Annotated in this window: 21 protein-coding genes; 5 read left to right on the forward strand and 16 right to left on the reverse strand. The window is 54.1% G+C overall.

Features of this window, described 5'->3' with window-relative positions; translation table 11 throughout:
• Positions 1–75: 75 nt before the first annotated feature.
• The 4 genes from BUA85_RS10815 to pip all read right to left on the reverse strand — a co-directional run bounded on the left by BUA85_RS10815 (position 76) and on the right by pip (position 4959).
• A complete protein-coding gene (locus tag BUA85_RS10815; RefSeq protein WP_072901019.1) occupies positions 76–1722 on the reverse strand; it encodes an ABC transporter ATP-binding protein in 1647 nt (548 codons plus the stop codon).
• The gene (locus tag BUA85_RS10820) at positions 1719–2921 is read right to left on the reverse strand and encodes an ABC transporter permease (protein WP_110559086.1); all 1203 of its coding nucleotides are present in this window, start codon (positions 2919–2921) and stop codon (positions 1719–1721) included. Before BUA85_RS10820 ends, BUA85_RS10815 begins: the two co-directional genes overlap by 4 nt.
• On the reverse strand, positions 2918–3907 hold the full coding sequence (locus BUA85_RS10825; protein ID WP_072901020.1) for an ABC transporter permease: 990 nt from the start codon (positions 3905–3907) through the stop codon (positions 2918–2920). The genes BUA85_RS10820 and BUA85_RS10825 overlap by 4 nt, the downstream gene beginning before the upstream one ends.
• A 62-nt stretch (positions 3908–3969) precedes the next feature.
• Positions 3970–4959 carry a prolyl aminopeptidase gene (gene pip / locus BUA85_RS10830; protein ID WP_072901022.1) on the reverse strand — a complete coding sequence of 330 codons (990 nt, stop codon included), beginning with the start codon at positions 4957–4959 and terminating at the stop codon, positions 3970–3972.
• Positions 4960–5022: 63 nt separating this feature from the next.
• Between pip and ubiG the strand changes: the two genes are divergently transcribed.
• Complete coding sequence (gene ubiG, locus BUA85_RS10835; RefSeq protein ID WP_072901024.1) at positions 5023–5772, forward strand: bifunctional 2-polyprenyl-6-hydroxyphenol methylase/3-demethylubiquinol 3-O-methyltransferase UbiG; 750 nt, start codon at positions 5023–5025, stop codon at positions 5770–5772.
• Here ubiG and BUA85_RS10840 read toward each other — a convergent pair.
• From BUA85_RS10840 to BUA85_RS10855, 4 genes are read right to left on the reverse strand one after another with little or no spacing between them, the layout of a single operon-like run.
• A complete protein-coding gene (locus tag BUA85_RS10840; protein WP_072901026.1) occupies positions 5769–6209 on the reverse strand; it encodes a MarR family winged helix-turn-helix transcriptional regulator in 441 nt (146 codons plus the stop codon). The genes ubiG and BUA85_RS10840 overlap by 4 nt on opposite strands.
• Complete coding sequence (locus BUA85_RS10845) at positions 6206–7039, reverse strand: carbon-nitrogen hydrolase family protein (RefSeq protein WP_072901028.1); 834 nt, start codon at positions 7037–7039, stop codon at positions 6206–6208. The genes BUA85_RS10840 and BUA85_RS10845 overlap by 4 nt, the downstream gene beginning before the upstream one ends.
• Complete coding sequence (grxC, locus tag BUA85_RS10850) at positions 7036–7293, reverse strand: glutaredoxin 3 (protein WP_072901030.1); 258 nt, start codon at positions 7291–7293, stop codon at positions 7036–7038. The genes BUA85_RS10845 and grxC overlap by 4 nt, the downstream gene beginning before the upstream one ends.
• Before the next feature lie 31 nt (positions 7294–7324).
• Positions 7325–8047: a ComF family protein gene (locus BUA85_RS10855; protein ID WP_072901476.1), complete on the reverse strand. Its 723-nt coding sequence runs from the start codon at positions 8045–8047 to the stop codon at positions 7325–7327.
• A gap of 22 nt (positions 8048–8069) precedes the next feature.
• Here BUA85_RS10855 and BUA85_RS10860 point away from each other — a divergent pair, with 22 nt between their 5' ends.
• Positions 8070–8897, forward strand: coding sequence for a methyltransferase domain-containing protein (locus tag BUA85_RS10860; RefSeq protein ID WP_072901032.1), 828 nt, complete (start codon positions 8070–8072; stop codon positions 8895–8897).
• A gap of 57 nt (positions 8898–8954) precedes the next feature.
• Entirely contained in the window at positions 8955–10037 is a 1083-nt protein-coding gene (hemH, locus tag BUA85_RS10865) for a ferrochelatase (RefSeq protein ID WP_072901033.1), read from the forward strand.
• 4 nt (positions 10038–10041) lie between these two features.
• On the opposite strand, the gene BUA85_RS10870 is transcribed toward hemH, so the two are convergent.
• Positions 10042–10635: a L,D-transpeptidase gene (locus BUA85_RS10870; RefSeq protein ID WP_072901035.1), complete on the reverse strand. Its 594-nt coding sequence runs from the start codon at positions 10633–10635 to the stop codon at positions 10042–10044.
• A 163-nt stretch (positions 10636–10798) separates the two neighbouring features.
• Here BUA85_RS10870 and dalA point away from each other — a divergent pair, with 163 nt between their 5' ends.
• On the forward strand, positions 10799–11362 hold the full coding sequence (gene dalA / locus BUA85_RS10875) for a divisome-associated lipoprotein DalA (RefSeq protein WP_072901037.1): 564 nt from the start codon (positions 10799–10801) through the stop codon (positions 11360–11362).
• Here the strand turns inward: dalA and BUA85_RS10880 are convergent.
• From BUA85_RS10880 to hslO, 7 genes are all read right to left on the reverse strand, one after another.
• Positions 11359–11850 (reverse strand): L,D-transpeptidase family protein, encoded by a 492-nt coding sequence (locus BUA85_RS10880; RefSeq protein ID WP_072901039.1) that lies wholly within the window; start codon positions 11848–11850, stop codon positions 11359–11361. The genes dalA and BUA85_RS10880 overlap by 4 nt on opposite strands.
• A gap of 61 nt (positions 11851–11911) precedes the next feature.
• A complete protein-coding gene (locus tag BUA85_RS10885; RefSeq protein ID WP_072901041.1) occupies positions 11912–13114 on the reverse strand; it encodes a class I SAM-dependent RNA methyltransferase in 1203 nt (400 codons plus the stop codon).
• Positions 13115–14947 (reverse strand): ABC transporter ATP-binding protein, encoded by a 1833-nt coding sequence (locus BUA85_RS10890; protein WP_072901043.1) that lies wholly within the window; start codon positions 14945–14947, stop codon positions 13115–13117.
• An 83-nt stretch (positions 14948–15030) separates the two neighbouring features.
• On the reverse strand, positions 15031–15609 hold the full coding sequence (locus BUA85_RS10895) for a LysE family translocator (protein ID WP_072901045.1): 579 nt from the start codon (positions 15607–15609) through the stop codon (positions 15031–15033).
• Positions 15602–16738: a CCA tRNA nucleotidyltransferase gene (locus tag BUA85_RS10900; protein ID WP_072901047.1), complete on the reverse strand. Its 1137-nt coding sequence runs from the start codon at positions 16736–16738 to the stop codon at positions 15602–15604. Before BUA85_RS10900 ends, BUA85_RS10895 begins: the two co-directional genes overlap by 8 nt.
• A complete protein-coding gene (locus BUA85_RS10905) occupies positions 16735–17328 on the reverse strand; it encodes a CoA pyrophosphatase (protein WP_072901049.1) in 594 nt (197 codons plus the stop codon). The genes BUA85_RS10900 and BUA85_RS10905 overlap by 4 nt, the downstream gene beginning before the upstream one ends.
• Entirely contained in the window at positions 17318–18313 is a 996-nt protein-coding gene (hslO, locus tag BUA85_RS10910; protein WP_072901051.1) for an Hsp33 family molecular chaperone HslO, read from the reverse strand. Before hslO ends, BUA85_RS10905 begins: the two co-directional genes overlap by 11 nt.
• Before the next feature lie 79 nt (positions 18314–18392).
• Here hslO and BUA85_RS10915 point away from each other — a divergent pair, with 79 nt between their 5' ends.
• Positions 18393–18824, forward strand: coding sequence for an NUDIX hydrolase (locus tag BUA85_RS10915; protein WP_072901053.1), 432 nt, complete (start codon positions 18393–18395; stop codon positions 18822–18824).
• Positions 18825–18875: the final 51 nt, after the last annotated feature.

The raw sequence follows: 18875 nt of genomic DNA on the forward strand, positions 1-18875 counted from the left end.
ATTGAGTTCTCCCTTGTTTTAACAAATGGACCCATTCAGGCCCGCTTATTTTCTCAATCACCGAAGTGATTCGATTTACATCTTATCAACTGCAGCGTCGCCGATGTTATCAACTCCGCGCTCATTGAGTAGATTTGTGAGCCAATCCGGGTCCATTTCGGGTACGGATGACAGCAATAGGTCCGTATAAGCGTGGTGCGGCGGCTGGAACATTTCAGCTTTTGCGCTTTGTTCAATCACACGGCCATCTTTCATCACGACGACCTCATCTGAGATCGCACGCACGGTCGCCAGATCATGCGTGATGAACATATAAGACAACGACAGCTTGTCTTGTAAGTCGGCAAGGAGTCGCAGGATGCCTTCCGCAACCAATTGGTCCAGAGCCGAAGTAACTTCATCGCAGATGATGAATTTAGGTTCCGCAGCCAACGCCCGTGCAATACCGATACGCTGCTTCTGACCACCTGATAGTTCAGACGGAAGGCGGTTGAAGTACTTATCCGGCTCCAACTCAATCTGTTCCAACAATTCGTCCACGCGCTGACGAAGCGCTTTGCCAGAGAGACCCATGTAGAACTGTACGGGCCGCTCGATGATCTTGCCGATCGACATTCGCGGGTTCAGCGCCGTGTCTGCCATCTGATAAATCATCTGCGCCTGACGCAGTTGGAATTTGTCACGAGCTTTGTAGCTCGCTGGCAAAACCTGTCCATCGAACAGGATCTGACCCTTCGTCGGAGGCAAAAGGCCAGTGATGCAACGTGCTGTTGTGGATTTACCAGAGCCTGACTCGCCAACGACCGCAACCGTTCGACCTTCGTGGATGTCAAAACTCACATCTTCCAAAACCTTCACTGTGCCGTATGCGGCATCGACGTTTTGGATGCTGACAACAGGCGTTGCACCTGTGTTGATCGCGGGTTTTGCTGGGCGTTCAAAACTACGAACAGCCCAAAGCGATTTCGTATATTCCTCTTGCGGCTTCGACAGCATCGTGCGCGTGTCGGCGGTTTCAACCTCATCGCCTTTCAGCAGAACTTTGATATTGTCAGCCATTTGCGCCACAACCGCGAGGTCGTGGGTGATGTAGATTGCCGCCGTGTCGTACTCCTCGACGATCTCTCTGATCGATGCGAGCACTTCAATCTGCGTCGTCACATCAAGCGCAGTCGTCGGTTCGTCAAAGATGATCAGATCAGGCCGGCAAGACATGGCCATCGCCGTCATCGCACGTTGTAGCTGCCCGCCGGAAACCTGATGCGGATAGCGGAAACCGATGGTTTCGGGGTTCGGCAAACGCAGCTTGTTGTAGAGCGTGATGCCGTCATCCACACTTTCGTTTCGCCCCATGACACCGTGCTGAGTCGGTGCCTCTGTGTGTTGATCGATGATCTTATGGGCTGGATTAAAGCTCGCCGCCGCGGACTGCGCGACATAGGCGATCCGCTTCCCGAGCAAACCGCGCTTTACAGCCGCAGATGCCGTCAGAAGGTCGATCCCATCAAATTCGACGGACCCTTCAGAAATGCGCACGCCATCGCGGGTATATCCCATGGCCGCAAGACCGAGGGTGGATTTACCGGCACCAGATTCACCAATCAGCCCAAGCACTTCACCGCGATTGAGGGTGAGGTCGACACCATTAATGATAGGCATCCACATTTCATCTGAACGGCCTTCCAACTTGAGGCCGCGAATTTTGACGAGAGGATCACTCATTCTTTCAGCCCCGATGATCTATGCAGCATCCAGTCGACCACGAAGTTCACCGCAACGGTCAGAAGCGCAATCGCGCCAGCTGCAAGGAGAGGTGTTACCGCCGCCAGTGGCGCGAAGGCTGCGAAGTTGATGAATGGTGCGAGGTCGCGAACCATTGTTCCCCAGTCAGCCAACGGCGGCTGAATACCCACGCCAAGGAAGGACAGTGCCGCAATCGTCAGGAACACAAAGCAGAAGCGCAGACCGAATTCCGCTAGCAGCGGTGCGGTTGCGTTTGGAAGGATTTCACGGAAGATAAGGTGCCCCATGCCTTCACCGCGCAGCTTTGCTGCTTCGATATAGTCCATGACGACGATATTCACGCCGACCGCTCGTGCTAATCGGAACACCCTCGTACTGTCGATCACAGCGATAATGACGACCATAAAGATCGTGAGCGGTATACCCCATTCGCTCGCCCAGACGGATGCAATTGTCATCAGCAAGAGCGCGAAAATCAAAGATGGGATCGCCATCAACACGTCAACCGCGCGCGACAGGAGTTGATCCAACCAACCGCCAAGAACGGCGGCCAACAAGCCGAAGGTCGCACCAAGTGCAAAGGCCAGACATGTCGTTGCAAAGGCGATACCGACGGTGTTTTGGGCGCCGTAGATCAAACGGCTCAGAATATCTCGACCGATCTGGTCAGTACCCAGTGGATGTGCAGGGTCGCCGCCCAGCGCAGGATCACCGCCCGGAAGCACGTTAGCCTGTTCGAAAATCTGTTCCTGACCATACGGGGCGATCGCGTCCGCAAAAATCGCGAAAATCGCGTAGATGATGATCGTCAAAATCCCGAATGCTGCGGTAAGCGGCATCGCACGGAACAGTTTCTTCGAATTTGCTGTGCCGATGAGGCGGCCAAGAAATCTAAAGACATAGGCCGCGATCATTGCGATGATGAGGCCTTGAACACCCCATCTAAAGAACATCACACCTGCGTTTGGCAGCCCTTGTTCTGTCGTTACGGGCTGGAAGTAATACCAGATCGCCCATGCAAGGATGGAAACGCCAAGAACGTAGCCGAACGCGACGCCATACGGCATGTCACGAAACCTTGGCGCGTTTCCTGTTACTGTTTGACCAGCAAACCGGAAGACCCAGCCAGCAACCGCAATACCGCCAAGAACGGTAACCAACCAAAGCAAAGTACTCATTTAGGATGCCTCAGTCGTGGGTTGGACAGGATCGATAAAATGTCGGCCATCAAGTTCAGTAGGATGTAGGCCGCTGCAAAGATCAGACAGCAGGCTTGCACAACAGGGATGTCACGGATTTTCACCGAGTCGACGAAGAGTTGCCCGATGCCCGGGTAAACGAACACCACCTCCACAACGACAACGCCAGTGATCAGGTAGGCAAGGTTCAACGCAATAACGTTAATGATCGGCGCCAAAGCGTTAGGCAAAGCGTGCTTCACAATAACACGCATCGGCGAGATACCTTTTAGTCGCGCCATTTCGATATAGGGGCTCGCCAGCAAACTGATGATCGCTGCGCGTGTCATCCGCATCATATGCGCAGTCACGACCAAAGTGAGCGTCAGTGCTGGCAACATTGTTTTTTCGAGCTTTTCGCCGAAGGTCATCCCTTCGTAGATGTTGGACAGCGATGGGAAGATTGGGTTTAGAACCGCAAGGAACAGGATCAGGATGTAGGCCATGAAGAATTCAGGCGAACTGATCGAGCTTAAGGTTGCGATGTTCGCGACTCGGTCAAACACGGTGTTTCTATAAAGCGCCGCTAAGATACCGAGAGTGACGGCCAACGGAACAGCGATCATCGCGGTGACCGACGCAAGGAACATCGTATTCGCGAACCGTGGCGCAATTTGCTCCGCAACAGTCTTACCGCCGGTGCCGCCAAGGTTTGTTTGGAAGTTAAGCTGCGCAAAGCTTGTCCCAAGATCACCAGTGACCATGCCACCAAGCCATGAGAAATAGCGCGTGACCATGGATTGATCCAAGCCAAGGTCACGCCGGATCGAAGCAACCGATTCCGGTGTCGCCGCCTGCCCAAGGATCAATTCAGCGAAATCCCCGGGAAGGAGGTTCACGGCAATAAAGATCACGATGGAAACGACGAGAAGGGTGAGGAGACCAAGCGCTAAGCGCTGCAAGATAATCTTGAGAACATTCTGCAATGGACTTGTTACCCCCCCCTAAGGTTCTGACACCTTAGCAAGGGAGTGAAACCTGTAAACCCTCAAAGTTTCAAGATTTTTGCGCGCGTCGCGAAGGTATCCATGGATCGGACAAGTTCAGCACTAATTCCCCGTTCCGATAAAGCATGCCCAGCGCGGCCCACCATCGTCAGTCTGGCTTCTGGCCATTTTTGAGCGAGATCATAGGCAGATTGAGGCGGGCAGATCATATCAAACCTACCCTGAACAATAACGCCGGGTATGTGCGCAATGCGGTCCATTCTAGCCAATACTTGTTGGCTTTCGTCCAAGAAACCGCTGTTTACGAAATAGTGGTTCTCAAGCCGAGCGAAGGCGCGGGCGTAGTCGGCCGGGCTTTCGCCCGTAACCCCGTCGCTGTCGATAGAGGCTAAAGCATTTTCCCATGACGACCAAGCGCGTGCGTATCGCGTTTCGGTCGTCAAATCGCCGGAGAACAAGCGCCTGTGGTAGGCTGCAATAAAATCATTGTGTTCGTCTTTTGGGATACCAACCGTGAACTGCTTCCACAAATCCGGCCAAAAGCGTCCTGCACCGCCACCATAGAACCAATCCAGCTCTTCCTGACGCATCAGAAAAACACCACGCAATGCCAATGCAGCCGCGCGATCTGGATGTTCCTGCGCATAGATCAAGGACAATGTGGCGCCCCAGCTTCCTCCAAAGACAATCCAACGGGCGATCCCAAGCGTTTCTCGGATCAATTCTATGTCGCGCACCAAATGCCAAGTTGTGTTGTTTTCGACGCTTGCATGAGGGCGCGACCGTCCGCAGCCACGTTGGTCAAAGAGAACAACCCGAAACACCTCTGGATCGAAATACCGGCGCATCGCGGGGCTACACCCACCCCCCGGTCCACCGTGCAGAACAACCACTGGAATGCCATCAGGATTGCCACACTGCTCTACATAGACACGGTGACCGTCCCCAACGTCCAACATCCGCTGGTCAAACGGTTCCACCGGCGGGTACAAATAGGAGATTGCGCTCTTTTGGCTCAAGACCTTGTCCATGTTTGTCCTATATAGCGTTGTACCGGAAGAAGCCACGTTTAGCCGACCATGCAAAGGCCCAAGATGCAAGCAGAAGCAACCAATACAGTCGACCCATCTGAAATCGCTAAGTTTGAGGCGATGGCAGCGGAATGGTGGGACTTAGAGGGCAAGTTCAAGCCCCTTCACATGATGAACCCTGTTCGGCTGGAATACATCACAACACAAGTCGCGGCAGAGTTTGATCGCGATCTTGATGATCCACTTCCCTTTAAAGGTCTGCGCATTCTCGACATCGGTTGTGGCGGCGGCCTTTTGTGCGAACCGATGGCGCGGTTGGGGGCTACGGTTGTTGGCGCCGATGCAGCAGAGCGGAATATTCCTGTTGCACGCATCCACGCCGAACAATCGGGTTTAGAGATCGACTACCGCCACACGACGGCGGAAGCGATGGCCTCAGCGGGTGAGCAGTTTGACGTGGTTCTGAATATGGAAGTCGTTGAACATGTTGCCGATCCACAGGGGTATCTAACAGCCTGCCAACAGCTTCTGCGACCCGGCGGGCTTCACCTGTGTTCGACAATCAATCGCAACCCAAAATCCTTTGCGATGGCGATTGTCGGTGCGGAGTGGGTCATGCGTTGGTTGCCGAAAGGTACGCATGAATGGTCCAAGTTCATAACACCTGATGAGCTTTTTGATCTGATGACCAAAGCGGGGATGGAGCCGGTGGATCGCAAAGGCTACGTATTTAACTTCGCCCGGTTCACTTGGTCGATCTCTGATCGGGATTTGTCAGTGAACTATGTCACCGCGGCAACAAAGCCCGCCTAGTCCTCGTTCAGCTTGATTCGAAGGTCACGCAAAACAGGGAGCGTTGCGCGGACCTTTTCCTCTCCAACGCTGTCGACAGCGTCAGAGATGATCGGAGCAATCGCAGCTATCGCGGCGTCGCGCGCGGCGATGCCAGCAGGGCTGATAGACACCAATTTCTTGCGGGCGTCATCCCAATCTGGCCTGACATGCACCCAGCCCGCCCATTCTAGTTTGGACAGCGTATTTGTCATCGCACCGCGCGTCAGATGAAAGCTGCGCGCAAGCTGGCCTGGCGATTTCTCTCCATTCGCGTGGGCGAGATGGTTCAGAACGGAGAAATGAGACAGCTCCATTCCTTTCGGCAAAACGCGCGCAATGCTCATCCGCGCCAACTGATCGAGGGTCAGCAGCTCGCTAAAGAGAGTGATGGCTAGATTCTGTTTCGCGTCGCTCATTCAGGGTCTTCAAAAGGTCGATCATGGGTCAAAGCCGGAATTTGGCTACGCACCTTAGATACCTCTGAAGGATCAATTTCAACAATTGATACACCTGTCTGCGTTCCAGCGTCACAGATCACCCTGCCCCATGGGTCCACGGCTAGGCTGTGGCCATGTGTGGTGCGGTGGCGTCCTGTGGATGTCGGATGGTTGCCGGTTTGGGCCGCCGCAAACACAAAGGACCCCGTTTCAATCGCCCGCGCACGTAGCAAAGTTTCCCAATGCGCAGCACCCGTGACAGGTGAAAACGCAGCTGGCACAAGCATTAGCCCAGCGCCAGAATGGGCGAGCTTTCGATATAGATGCGGAAACCGGACGTCATAGCAGATTGTCATGCCTACTTTGATTACGGGCATATCTACCGTGACGGCCGTGCCACCCGGCCGATAGCCGTCGGATTCTCGGTAGGTCTCTGTTTCATTCACCGCAACATCGAACATGTGGATCTTGTCGTAAGTCGCGACTACTTCGCCCATCGGATCAATCATAAAGGAGCGATTTGCAAACCGACCTTCGGGATCATGCGTTTTTAGGGCAAGCGACCCAATCGAAATCCATACGCCCAGCGCCTTAGCTTCATCACGCAAAGCCTTTAGCGTGATGTCATCATCCTGATGCTGCAGCACGGATTGTTGGTGCGCGCGGTCAAGCGTCACACAATTCGTCACTTCGGGCGTGAGAATGAGGGATGCACCCTGCCCCGCCGCCTTGCGCACCAATTCAAGAGTGCTCGGCAAGTTCTCAGCTGGCTGATCGCCAGAGGTCAGCTGCAGCAGCGCAATTTTCATGAGGCGAGCATTTTGTCCAATTTGCCGTTGCTTTCCGCGGCGGCGAGATCATCAAACCCACCGACATGCTTACCGTCGATGAAAATCTGCGGAACAGTGCTGCGACCATTCGCACGCTGAATCATCTCTGGGCGCTTCTTTGGTTTGAGCAGAATGTCGGTCTCTTCAAAAGAAACGCCTTTTGCTTTCAGCAAGCGTTTTGCGGCGTGGCAGAAGCCGCAGGTCATCTTTGTATAAATCTCAACGCGGGCCATGGTCTTTCCTTAGGCTGATGTCCCGCCCTATTTAGGTGTCTTTGGCGACGCGGGCCAGTACCAGCACGGACACAGTTTCGGCACCGGCCTTTTTGCAAGCTCCCGTGCAGGCCGCGAGCGTGGCGCCAGACGTCATAACATCGTCGATCAAAACGATTGATCTGCTTTGGATTTGTTTGCTCCGTTCAGAGTTTGGCTTGATCACATCTTGTAAGATTTGAAACCGCTCTTCCCTTGATTTGCCATCCAACTTGGGCGTTTGCTGCGCTCTTACCAACGCGTCTAAGCATACTTCATGCCCCGTTATTCGCCCCATAGATTTCGTGAGTTCTGCAGCCTGATTGTATTTCCGACGAAATAACCGCCAACGATGTAGCGGGACGGGCACCAACAATGGGTTGCCTTGAAAGAGGTCTTTGCCGGACGCCGCCATCCACCGCGACATGGTGGGGAGATAGTCCAATCGATCTCCATGCTTTAGCCCCAGAACCAGTTTCCGCCCAACATCGGCATATGCCAGCGCAGCCCGCCCTCTGTCCCATGGCCGGGCAATCCTCATGCAGTCATCACAATGGAAAACCACACCTCCAGCATCGCCAGGAAGCGGGACACCACATTTGTCGCAGATCGTCCCCGTGATGAACTTTGTCTGAGGCCAGCACTCCCCGCAAAGTCCGTGTTCCATGTCAGTCGGCGCGGCGCAGGCAATGCACTGCGGCGGATAGATCGCTTGAATCAGGCTTTGCATCAGCATTGGCATTCTCTAAAGCAGCGTCATGACAACAAACCGTCCTGACTTGTTTGACCCCAACGCCCTCGCAAAAAACCGAGCGCGCGCCAAATGCGCACCGGTGGATTTTCTGCGCGAGGCAGCGATTGACGATGTTCAGGAAAGACTCAACGAGGTTAACAGATCGTTTAATTCGGTCGCCGTCGTGACGCCTCGCCCTAATTTGTGGGACAGTTTTCAAGAAGCGGCGACATTTGTAGCTGACGACGAAATCCTGCAGCTCGAAGAGACTGCCTTTGACCTCGTGATCCATGATCTTTGCCTGCATTGGTCGAATGATCCGGTTGGTCAGATCGTGCAAAGCCGTCGCGCACTCAAGCCGGATGGGTTGTTTATCGGAACACTTTTCGGAGGCCAAACGCTCAACGAACTCCGATCATGTCTCGCCCAAGCCGAAGCGGAAATCACCGGTGGCCTCTCTGCCCGCATCGCTCCAATGGCCGAAATTCGCGATCTTGGCGCTCTGCTCCAACGCGCTGGGCTGGCCTTGCCGGTTGCAGACGGAACACCGTTTAATGTGAGCTACGCGAGCCCGTTCGATCTGATGAAAGAGCTGCGGCAGATGGGCGAAGGCAATTGCATCACCCAGCGGGCTAAGCACTTCAGCAAACGCGCGATATTCCTTCGCGCCACCCAAATCTACGCCGAAACCTTTGGCACCGAAAACGGCCGCGTCACAGCAACGTTCGAGATTATCACTCTCACAGGTTGGGCGCCGGATGCGGGCCAACAACAACCGCTCAGGCCCGGAAGTGCAAAAAACCGACTGGCTGACGCGCTTGGGGCCGTGGAAACCAAATTAAAACCGTTCTAAGATTGATCTGGCAGTTGTTCCGACTAAATCACACCTCAAATGAATTGAACCGCTAGGATGACGATGTTTGACTCCCAAAACTCCGACGCCACGGGAACCTGCCCGGTCCACGCACCTGCGGACCATCCAAAGGTAAAACCGGCAAAAGTTGGCATCTTGATCGCCAATCTGGGTACACCTGATGCGACCGACTATTGGTCGATGCGCCGGTATCTGAATGAGTTTTTGTCTGACAAACGCGTGGTCGACTATTCGGCGTGGCTTTGGCAGCCACTTTTGCAGCTGATCATCCTGTCAAAACGCCCGTTTTCCTCTGGTGCTGCCTACCGGTCCATCTGGAACAATGAAGCGGACGAAAGCCCGCTTTTGACCATCACCAAAGCTCAGACGGCAGCCATCAAAGACGTGATGCAGCAGCGTCATGGCGATCAAGTACGCGTCGATTTTTGTATGCGTTACGGGAATCCATCAACGAAATCCAAGGTACGCGAAATGGTTGAGGCGGGGTGTACCAAGATCCTGTTCTTCCCGCTGTACCCACACTACGCGGGCGCAACATCGGCGACTGCGAATGACCAATTCTTCCGTGCCTTAATGGAAGAAAAATGGCAGCCAATTGCCCGCGTGGTTGAGCCTTATTTTGAAGAACCGGCCTATATCGACGCTTTAGCCAAATCGATCGAAACTGCCTACGCCAATGCTGAAACCAAACCCGAAAAGCTGGTTTGCTCCTATCATGGTGTGCCAGAGCGGTACCTGCGTGAGGGTGATCCATACCATTGCCAGTGCCAAAAGACGACGCGCCTGTTGAAGGAGCGGCTAGGCTGGAGCGACACGGATATTATGACGACCTTCCAATCGCGCTTTGGCCCCGAAGAGTGGCTAAAGCCCTATACTGTGAATGAGGTGGCTCGATTGGCGGAAGAAGACGGCGTCAAAAACATCGCCGTTTGCGCGCCCGCCTTTTCTGCCGACTGTATTGAGACGCTGGAAGAGATCAACGAAGAGATCAAGGAAAGCTTTGAAGAAGCGGGTGGTGAACATTTCACCTATATTCCATGCCTCAATGACGACGACGCGCATATTCAAGCGCTCGCCGGTGTCATTGATCGCAATCTACTCGGCTGGATTGATCAATAGCGCCTCAGATCAACAAGACCTGAGTGCCAACCTTCGTCATGTTGTAAAGCTCGGCAATATGTTCGTTATAAAGGCCGATGCAGCCATTTGACGACCGGCGTCCGATCTTCCGCGTGTCGTGTGTTCCGTGAATACGGTAGTACTGCCACGTCAGATAAAGAGCGTGCGTGCCCATCGGATTGTCAGGTCCGGGTCCAATGAACTCTGGCCACTCAGGATTGCGTTCCCGCATCGACGGTGTCGGACGCCAAGATGGGCCTTCGACCTTGCGGATGATTTCGGTCCGACCCAATCGGGTCAGGTCTTCAGTCAATGGTACGGAAGTCGGATAGAGTTTGTAGATCGACTCATCCTCTGACCAATAGTGCAACGCCCTACTCTGAATATCGACCAGAACCGCACCGTTATTGAGGTTGTCGAAATACGGTTGCCAATCGAGCGACCGGAAGCTGGAGATATTCCGTTCTACCGCACCACTGATCTCGGCTTCAACTTCGGTGCTGTTTTCCGTCTGCCCAGTGGCAGCAGTTCCAAGTACAGCTGCTGAGCCGGCTACAAATGCGCGGCGGGACAAGGAAGACTTCAAAAATTCGGCCATCTGGGAACCTCCGAAGGCTCAGTATCAGTTTTCAGCGGTTTAGAGCTCCCGGACATTCGCATCAATTCAAAGTTTCGTCAGATTGGCGATCTGTTGCCGCTGTGGGTTTGAACTACTTATGCATTGCAGTTAGAGAAATCAAAACGACGCGGGTGCGATTGCGATGAAAAGAAGAGTGGTCTTGGCAGGATTGGCTGGTTTCAGCTTAGCGGCATGTGCGTCGACCGCGGGCCGCATTGGTCCGGATGGCCTCCCTCTTCCGCAAGTCTACAATATCAGCGCGCAAGAACCCGGCGATATCCAATTCAGAATGCTCGACAGTATCAACGCCTTGCGACAGGCGGCGGGCGTACCTCCGGTTGAATTGGATGCAAAGCTGAACGCGGCCGCTGCGACGCACGCACGCGATATGTCGATCCAGAACAGGCCATGGCTCTTTGGGTCCGACGGTTCATCGCCGCTTGACCGCGCGAGACGTGTTGGATTTGAAGGCCGTGTGCTGGGCGAAAATATCTCCGAAAGCTATGAGACAGAGCTTGAAACGCTGGCCGCTTGGATGAACCAAAACGATACAAGAGCGGTTGTTTTAGACCCTAACGCGAGGCGAATTGGGTTTTCTTGGTTTCAAGAAGAAGCTGGGAAGCTTTGGTGGACCTTGACCGTTGGAAGCGATCCTGCGGAAATTCAGCCGATACAATCGACAGCGCAGATCACGACGCCAGTCTAGGCATAAATGAAGATTGGTGTACCGACTCTTACCATTGCGTAGATATCTTCCATCTCGTCGTCAGAAACGGCGATGCATCCATAGGTCCAGTCGGTTTGACCTGCAAAGAGTCGAGGGGTTCCGTGGATGAATATGTCGCCCCCAGGCTCGCGACCGAGCGACCTAGCATACGCAATGTCGTCTGCGTTGGGGTATGAGATTCCAAGGGACAAGTGATAACGGCTATTCGGATTTTGCCGATTGATCCGATATGCGCCTTCAGGCGTGCGCCCGTCACCGTAAAACGCCTTATGCCCTTCCGGCGCGAAACCGAGTTCAAACTTGTAAGCCGCAAGCTGAGTGTTGTGGTGCAAAAGCTGCATCGCCCGCTGGCCTTTAAACACCTGAACGCGCGTCACTACAGGACCTGTATAAGTCTTGAACTTGCTGCTACACGCGCTCACCGCAAAGGTCGCGCTGCTCGCCAAGAACATCCGTCTTGTGATCATTGCCCTGCCTCTTTTTTTAACAGTTTACAGCAAAAGATACCCTGGCGTCATCACTTTCGTTTCAGACTCGCGTAAATCGGCCAACAAGCTCCACATGGGCCGACCATCTAAATTGGTCGATGGGCCGAACCCAGTTCATCTGGTAGCCAGAATCTATGAGAGTTTCCGCGTCGCGTGCGAAGGTAATTGGATTGCAAGACACCATCGCGATTTCAGAGATATGTGCCTTTGTTAGACACTGTATCTGAGCCTCCGCACCTGCGCGAGGCGGGTCCAGAACAACCGCCTCAAACTTGTTAAGCTCGTCTGGCTCCAACGGCCTGCGGAACAGATCGCGCACCTCGGTGGAAACTTTCTTGAGGCCGGCCGTCTGACGCCACGCTGTATCCAAAGAAGCGATCAAATCGGCTTCTCCTTCGACGGCATGAACTTCTGCCGTTTCAGCCAGAGGGAAGGAAAAGGTACCACAGCCAGAAAACAGATCTGCGACGCGTTTTGCGTCACCGAGACAGTTTTTCACAGCTGCGACCATGACGTTCTCAGCATCTGTCGTCGCCTGAAGAAACGCACCAAACGGAGGAACGACTTTTGCCGGACCCATCGTCACGAACGGCGGTTTCAAGGTGACAATGGTTTCATCGTTCCAAGACAGTCGCGCAAACTGGTGCTTTTGGGCGATATTCGCCAATTGAACGCGAAGTGCGTTGTCGACAGGTTTGTCGGCTTGTACCCACACATCCGGCCCAGCTTCGCTTTGGTTCACGGTGAACTGAACCTCTGACTTTCGGGACGCGCCCAAGGGGACAAGCTCCAAAAGCCCTTCCTTCACCTCGAGAAGCTCTGACACGACCAATTTGCAATCCGGCGTTTCCACCAATACAGCCGATGACGCCCCGTGAAAGCCCACGATCGCGCCTTTCTTCGTCCGACGACCCGAGAATTTTGCGCGGCGGCGGCTTTCCGCTGGTGATGTGTAGATCGGGAGGATCTCAGTCTCTAACCCGCGTGCGGACAAAGCACTTTCGACGATGCCTGTCTTCCATTTTGCCACGAATTCATCAGAGGCGTGCATGACCGAACACCCACCACATGATTTGGAATGTCGGCATGGCGGATTGACGCGATCGGTCGAGGGCTCTAGAACCCGAACCTTGCCGCCGTCTGCGACTTCAATCGTCTCGCCTGGCAATACATTCGGGACCAGATCGCCAGAGGGCGTTCTGCCCAAGCCGTGATGGGTTAATGTTTCGATGACTTCAGGCATCTATTCCGCTGCGCGTTGCACGTTGATGAAGCCGCCCGATTGTCGGTTCCAATAGCGGGTGTAAAGCCCATTTTGAGCGATAAGGGTCGCATGGTTCCCCTTCTCCACAATCCGGCCCTCATCCAGAACGATGATACGGTCCATCTGCGCCAAGGTAGAAAGCCGGTGGGCAATTGCGATCACCGTTTTTCCATCCATGACAGACTCTAACGCTGCCTGAATGGAAGCTTCCACTTCCGAATCCAACGCGCTGGTGGCTTCATCAAGCACCAGGATTGGTGCGTCTTTCAGCATGGCTCGCGCGATGGCGATCCGTTGCCGTTGGCCACCTGACAGCTTTACCCCACGCTCACCAAGATATGCGTCGTAGCCTGTTCGCCCACTGTGATCCTCAAGCCCCTCGATGAACTCATTCGCCTCAGCCCTCTTCGCGGCATTGCGCATATCATCTTCGCTCGCTGTCGGGTCGCCGTATAGGATGTTGTCGCGGGCGGATCGGTTAAACATCGCCGTTTCTTGCGTGACCATACCGATATTCTGACGCAGGCTTTCTTGCGTGACTTTGCTGATGTCAGACCCATCAATGCTTATGGTACCCTCTTCAGTGTCGTAGAGGCGCAAAAGAAGCGCGACCAAAGTAGATTTGCCCGCGCCAGATGCACCAACGATGCCCAAACGTTCGCCCGCATTGATCGTAAGGTTCACGTCGTGAATGCCGCCCACTGCCTTGCCGTAAGAGAACGAGGTGTGATCAAAAACGATCTGGCCTTTGGTGACCTCAAGCTCAGTTGCACCAGGCAAATCCTTTAGCGTATGCGCAGGTGACAACGTTCGAATAGCATCTTCGACTTCGCCAACATCCGCGTACATGGTCATCAGCGTAAAGCTGACCCAACCCGTCATCTGTGACAGCCGAAGGCCGATGGCGCCGCTGGTTGCAATTGCTCCGGCGGTCGAGTCTCCAATCGTCCAGGAATAAAGCGTAGCGCCCACCATCAGGATTGGAATGATCCCAGCGAGGGTCGTCAGAAAGAACCGGAAGCTCGCAGACGTCCAACCGAAATTAACAGATGCGTCCCAAAGTTCAGACATGGCGTCGATAGCGGCGCGGTCTTCACGGTCTTTGTGCGCAAAGAGCTTTACCGTTTTGATGTTTGTGACGGTATCAACAACCTGCCCCGTCACCATCGCGCGCTTGCTTGCCCTTTCTTTCGAGGCCGCGCGGATCTTTGGCATGAAGAAGCGGATCAAGAAGAAGTAACCGATCAGCCAAACCGTCATCAGCAATGCGGTGCGCAGGTCGATTGTCAGCATAAGGATTATGGAACCGATCAACGACGCGAGGGCGAACATGACCGTATGGATCATCTCAACCACCAGATTTGTGGCCGCGCGCGAGGCTTGAAGCTGTTTCTGCGCGATGCGACCAGCAAAATCGTCGTCAAAGAAGGAGACAGATTGACCAAGCGTATGCCGATGCAATCGCGAAAGGATCAAATTGGCGAGTGATGGACCAATTACGACAGATTGCATGATGCCGGACAGGCCCATGACAACAGGTCTAAGGATAAGAAAAAAGAGTGAAATAGCCAGTAATAGAGTCGTATTCTCTGAAAAGAACGACGCGCTATCCGACGTCAAAGCGGCATCAATAACTAGCCCAAGAATTAATGCCGTCGAAACGTCGACAACACCTGCCAAGATGGAAATGACGGACCCAAGTGCGACGTATTTGAAGCCCCCCGAGAATGACCAAACCAAGAATTTGAACAGGGTCGCCGGAGGGGGGCCATCAGCGGGAGCATAGGGATTGATAAGTTTTGCGACGTTCACATCGATCCCTTGCCTTTTGCTACGGTTTCGGCTTGATCACACGTTTTCAACCTCTCGGTGTCAACGCGAATTGTCGTGAACGCTCACGCAAAGATCAAAGCAGAAAAGATCACCAACCCTACCGCCATGATCCGCATGAAAATCCGCCAAGAGGTTTCATCCACTAATAGTCGAGATAGGAGCGATCCAAATCCCGTCCAGAATGAGCAGACAAAAAGGTTCAGTATTGAGAATGTTAGACCGAGTGTGATGGCTTGGCTTACGGGGGGTTGGTCAGCGAGAAAGGCGGTCGCCGTTAGGGCAACGGCCCAAATCTTTGGATTGACCCATTGGAACAAAAGCGCTTCAACGAATGTGAATGGGCGGTCACGGCTATCTACTTCTTTCGGCGACGAGCGCCAGAGTTGGTATGCCATCCAGAGAATCCAGCAACAGGCGATCACCTGAAGCACCACGAATAGGTTTGGGTTCGATGAAAGAACTTGACCAATGCCAAGACCCGTGAGGCCCGCAATAACTCCAACGCCAACCACGATCCCCAAGATGTGCGGGATCGTTCTGTTCCAACCGAACCGCGCACCTGATGCTGTGACGAGAATGACGTTTGGGCCTGGTGAAAACAGTCCGAAGAAGACGAAGCCTGTCAGCGCGAAGTTAATCAAGCAATTGATCCTTGGTCAGTTGGAACTCGGAAATAATCCAACGTTGTTCCAACTCCTTCAATTTGTCCCCTAATGCCTTACCGCTGAGGGTTGGCATAAGATCTAGAGCTTTAACCGGAAACTCTACTGACATACCGATTTTAGCATTTTCGACCTGTTTAGTGTCTAGATTCACACCAAAGTGCGCGGCCTGAATCATCAGATTGTGCAAAGCCAAATCCCTTAGGCGATAGCCCGCCTCATAAGGTGTTTCATAAACATCCCGATAAGCGGATAGTGTTCTCTCTTGGGCTTTGGAAAGTCTCATGTGGTTTTCCGGCTCTCCGCCCAGCGCGCAAAGCCGCGCGATGGGATCAACCACCAAGCCATATTCCGCCTCCAAATGGATCAAGACTGGAAGCGCAGTCGCACTTGATCCCGGCAGCACATGCATGAGAGCGCCGATTGCTTCCATTGAGGCCACAGCCACGGACGGATCGGGTGCACTCAAGAGTTTCAAAAGCTCTGTCGTGACTCGTTCTTTCGACAGGGATGGCAACTGATCCACATGCTCGGCGCAGGCTGCCAAACCCTCTGGCTCGATACCCTCGTTGGTGTCCCCATACCACGCATGAAACCGGAAGAACCTTAGAATGCGCAGGTAGTCTTCCTTGATCCGAAGATTTGCGTCACCGATGAAGCGCACAATGCCAGATTTGAGGTCAGTCAGCCCATCAACAGGGTCTAACACAGTGCCGTCGGGCTTTGCATAAAGCGCGTTCATCGTGAAATCACGGCGCTTGGCGTCCTCGCGATAGTCGTTGGAAAAAGCCACGACCGCGCGGCGACCGTCGGTTTCGACGTCATTTCGGAATGTCGTGATCTCATATGGCACGCCATCCTCAACGAAGGTGACTGTGCCATGGTCGATACCGGTTGGGATGACTTTGATGCCCTCGGCATCCGCTAAGCCCAGCATCTCAGAGGGTTCGGCGTTTGTTGCAAGATCAAGATCGGTCACTTCACGATCCATCAACTGATTTCGCACGCACCCCCCAACGAAAAAGATCTCATATCCACGCGACTGAAACGCGTCGCAAATGCGTTTTGACGCCGATGACGTTAACCAAGGCGCGTTGATCCGTGTCACGACGAGATCCGTTCAGCCAAACCGCGCAACATCCGAGCGGTTGCGCCCCAAATGTAATAGGGGCCAAAGGGCGCGACGTAGAAATGCCTCCGGCGGCCTTGCCAGCGGCGTGATTCAACTCGGAAGTTTTTTGGATCAGTCAGGAAAGAGAACGGAACCTCGAAAACTTCCTCGACCTCGCCCTGCTCCGGCTTTATATCAAATGAGCCCTCAATAACTGCCAATATCGGGCTGACTTGAAAGCCTGTGACCGTTTCATGGGCATCCATTTGCCCTAAGACGGTTGCGTTTTCCCTAGGCAGTCCAATCTCCTCCTTCGCCTCGCGTAGCGCCGTTTCGGCCAAGTTAGAGTCTGTTTCGTCCTGTTTTCCGCCCGGAAAAGCAATCTGACCGGGGTGGTGTTTTAGCCGAGACGAGCGTTTCGTCAGGATCACCGATTGCGTTTCCGCCCTCACCCCGATCAACACAGCTGCGGGTTTAAGCGTCCGGCCTTCCGGCAAGACAATATCGGGATTGAGATCAAAATCAGAGGATGCGCCGCCCGGCCGGGTCAGCGCATCGCTCAATATTTGATGAAGATCAGTTGCCATCGCCTGTAGCTTCAGCTTCAAATCCAAGCGTTGCCGGATCGAAGGCGTAATGTGCACCGCAGAACTGACAATCCGCTTCAACGATGCCTTCGTCAGTGGTCATCGTTGAAATGTCTTTTGCCGAGTAGATTGAAAGACTTTGCCGGACTCGCTCTTCAGAGCAGGTACAACCAAATCGGATCGCCTGCGTGTCGTAGACCCGCGCATCTTCTTCGTGGAACAAGCGCAGCAACAACTCCGTCGGCGTTACGGTCGGGCCGATCAATTCGATTTCTTCGACCGTATCCAAAAGCATATTCGCGCGGGACCAGTTTTCGCCTTCGTCATCGTCCAGCAAACTTGCCGCTGTCAACAGGCCGTCGGAATCCGGCTCGCCCTGTTCCATCAAGGGCGACGCCTTTGGCATGTGCTGCAACATCACTCCGCCTGCCCGCCAATGTTCGTTTTCGCCCGGCTGCTGGCTGCGGCCATATGTCAAAGCAAACCGCGTTGGAATCTGCTCAGATTGTGCAAAATAAGTCTCTGCACAGGCGGAAAGCGATCCCCCTGCAATCGGTGTGATGCCCTGATACGGCTGCATCCCTTCACCTTGGTCGATCAGAATGGCAAAATACCCCTGCCCGATCTGGCTGAATGGATCAGCGGAATGTTCCAGCGTTTCCGCATCATAGCTTGCATAGGCCCTGATCCGCGCCGGTTCACCCTCTTCGGTTGGCCCGTAGTAATCGGTCGCGATCAACCGCGCCGCGCCACTGCCGCGCACCTGCAATGAAAGTTTCCAGCGCAGTTTGACCGTCTGCCCGATCAAAGCGGTCAGCAAAGCCATCTCTGCCACCAACGCCTCTATCACAGGCGGGTAGTCGTGCTGTTTCAGAACAGACTCCAAAACCCCATCCAAACGCGCCACGCGTCCACGGATGTCGGATCGGTCGAGTTGGAACGGCAATACTGTGTCGTCCCAGGCTATTTTTGCGCCTGTGGTCATGTGCTTTCCTAACCTGTACGGAATTGCAATACCGCGCCTATATAGGTGGAACAAGCCAAGGTCCAAGGGGAGACGGCAGATGAAGCGATTTGGCGCAGCACCAAAATCGGGTCAAAAGTACAAATCGCGCCCCGGCGCCTACGCTATCTTACCGCGGCGCGGGCAGCTTTTGCTGACATGGCAGGGCGACCCGCATTTTGAGGTGCAACTGCCAGGCGGCGGGATTGATCCGGGCGAGTCTCCGATCACCGCTTTGCATCGCGAGGTTTTTGAGGAGACCGGATGGCGTATCGCCAAACCAAGGCGATTGGGCGCGTTCCGCCGGTTCACCTTCATGCCAGAGTACGACATGTGGGCCGAAAAGGTCTGCCATATCTATCTCGCCACCCCAACGATGCGTTTGGGCGATCCTGCAGAACCAGACCATGACGCCATTTGGATGCATCCAGATATGGCGATCAAAACCCTTTACAATGATGGCGACGCAGAGTTCGTGGCTGGCTTGCTCTGACAGGTAAATCGCGGTATCGCGCGCTGAAATGGAATCATCGCTGAAAGCTTA

The organism is Cognatiyoonia sediminum (assembly GCF_900129845.1).
In the GTDB taxonomy this organism is placed as follows: domain Bacteria; phylum Pseudomonadota; class Alphaproteobacteria; order Rhodobacterales; family Rhodobacteraceae; genus Cognatiyoonia; species Cognatiyoonia sediminum.

Coding starts and splice junctions, on each gene's coding strand:
- pip (WP_072901022.1), bottom strand. CDS start 4,959: ATGGACAAGGTCTTGAGCCAAAAGAGCGCAATCTCCTATTTGTACCCG.
- BUA85_RS10870 (WP_072901035.1), bottom strand. CDS start 10,635: ATGGCCGAATTTTTGAAGTCTTCCTTGTCCCGCCGCGCATTTGTAGCC.
- BUA85_RS10855 (WP_072901476.1), bottom strand. CDS start 8,047: ATGCTGATGCAAAGCCTGATTCAAGCGATCTATCCGCCGCAGTGCATT.
- BUA85_RS10915 (WP_072901053.1), top strand. CDS start 18,393: ATGAAGCGATTTGGCGCAGCACCAAAATCGGGTCAAAAGTACAAATCG.
- BUA85_RS10860 (WP_072901032.1), top strand. CDS start 8,070: ATGACAACAAACCGTCCTGACTTGTTTGACCCCAACGCCCTCGCAAAA.
- dalA (WP_072901037.1), top strand. CDS start 10,799: ATGAAAAGAAGAGTGGTCTTGGCAGGATTGGCTGGTTTCAGCTTAGCG.
- grxC (WP_072901030.1), bottom strand. CDS start 7,293: ATGGCCCGCGTTGAGATTTATACAAAGATGACCTGCGGCTTCTGCCAC.
- BUA85_RS10885 (WP_072901041.1), bottom strand. CDS start 13,114: ATGCCTGAAGTCATCGAAACATTAACCCATCACGGCTTGGGCAGAACG.
- ubiG (WP_072901024.1), top strand. CDS start 5,023: ATGCAAGCAGAAGCAACCAATACAGTCGACCCATCTGAAATCGCTAAG.
- BUA85_RS10840 (WP_072901026.1), bottom strand. CDS start 6,209: ATGAGCGACGCGAAACAGAATCTAGCCATCACTCTCTTTAGCGAGCTG.
- BUA85_RS10820 (WP_110559086.1), bottom strand. CDS start 2,921: ATGAGTACTTTGCTTTGGTTGGTTACCGTTCTTGGCGGTATTGCGGTT.
- BUA85_RS10815 (WP_072901019.1), bottom strand. CDS start 1,722: ATGAGTGATCCTCTCGTCAAAATTCGCGGCCTCAAGTTGGAAGGCCGT.
- BUA85_RS10845 (WP_072901028.1), bottom strand. CDS start 7,039: ATGAAAATTGCGCTGCTGCAGCTGACCTCTGGCGATCAGCCAGCTGAG.
- BUA85_RS10880 (WP_072901039.1), bottom strand. CDS start 11,850: ATGATCACAAGACGGATGTTCTTGGCGAGCAGCGCGACCTTTGCGGTG.
- BUA85_RS10905 (WP_072901049.1), bottom strand. CDS start 17,328: ATGGCAACTGATCTTCATCAAATATTGAGCGATGCGCTGACCCGGCCG.
- hemH (WP_072901033.1), top strand. CDS start 8,955: ATGACGATGTTTGACTCCCAAAACTCCGACGCCACGGGAACCTGCCCG.
- hslO (WP_072901051.1), bottom strand. CDS start 18,313: ATGACCACAGGCGCAAAAATAGCCTGGGACGACACAGTATTGCCGTTC.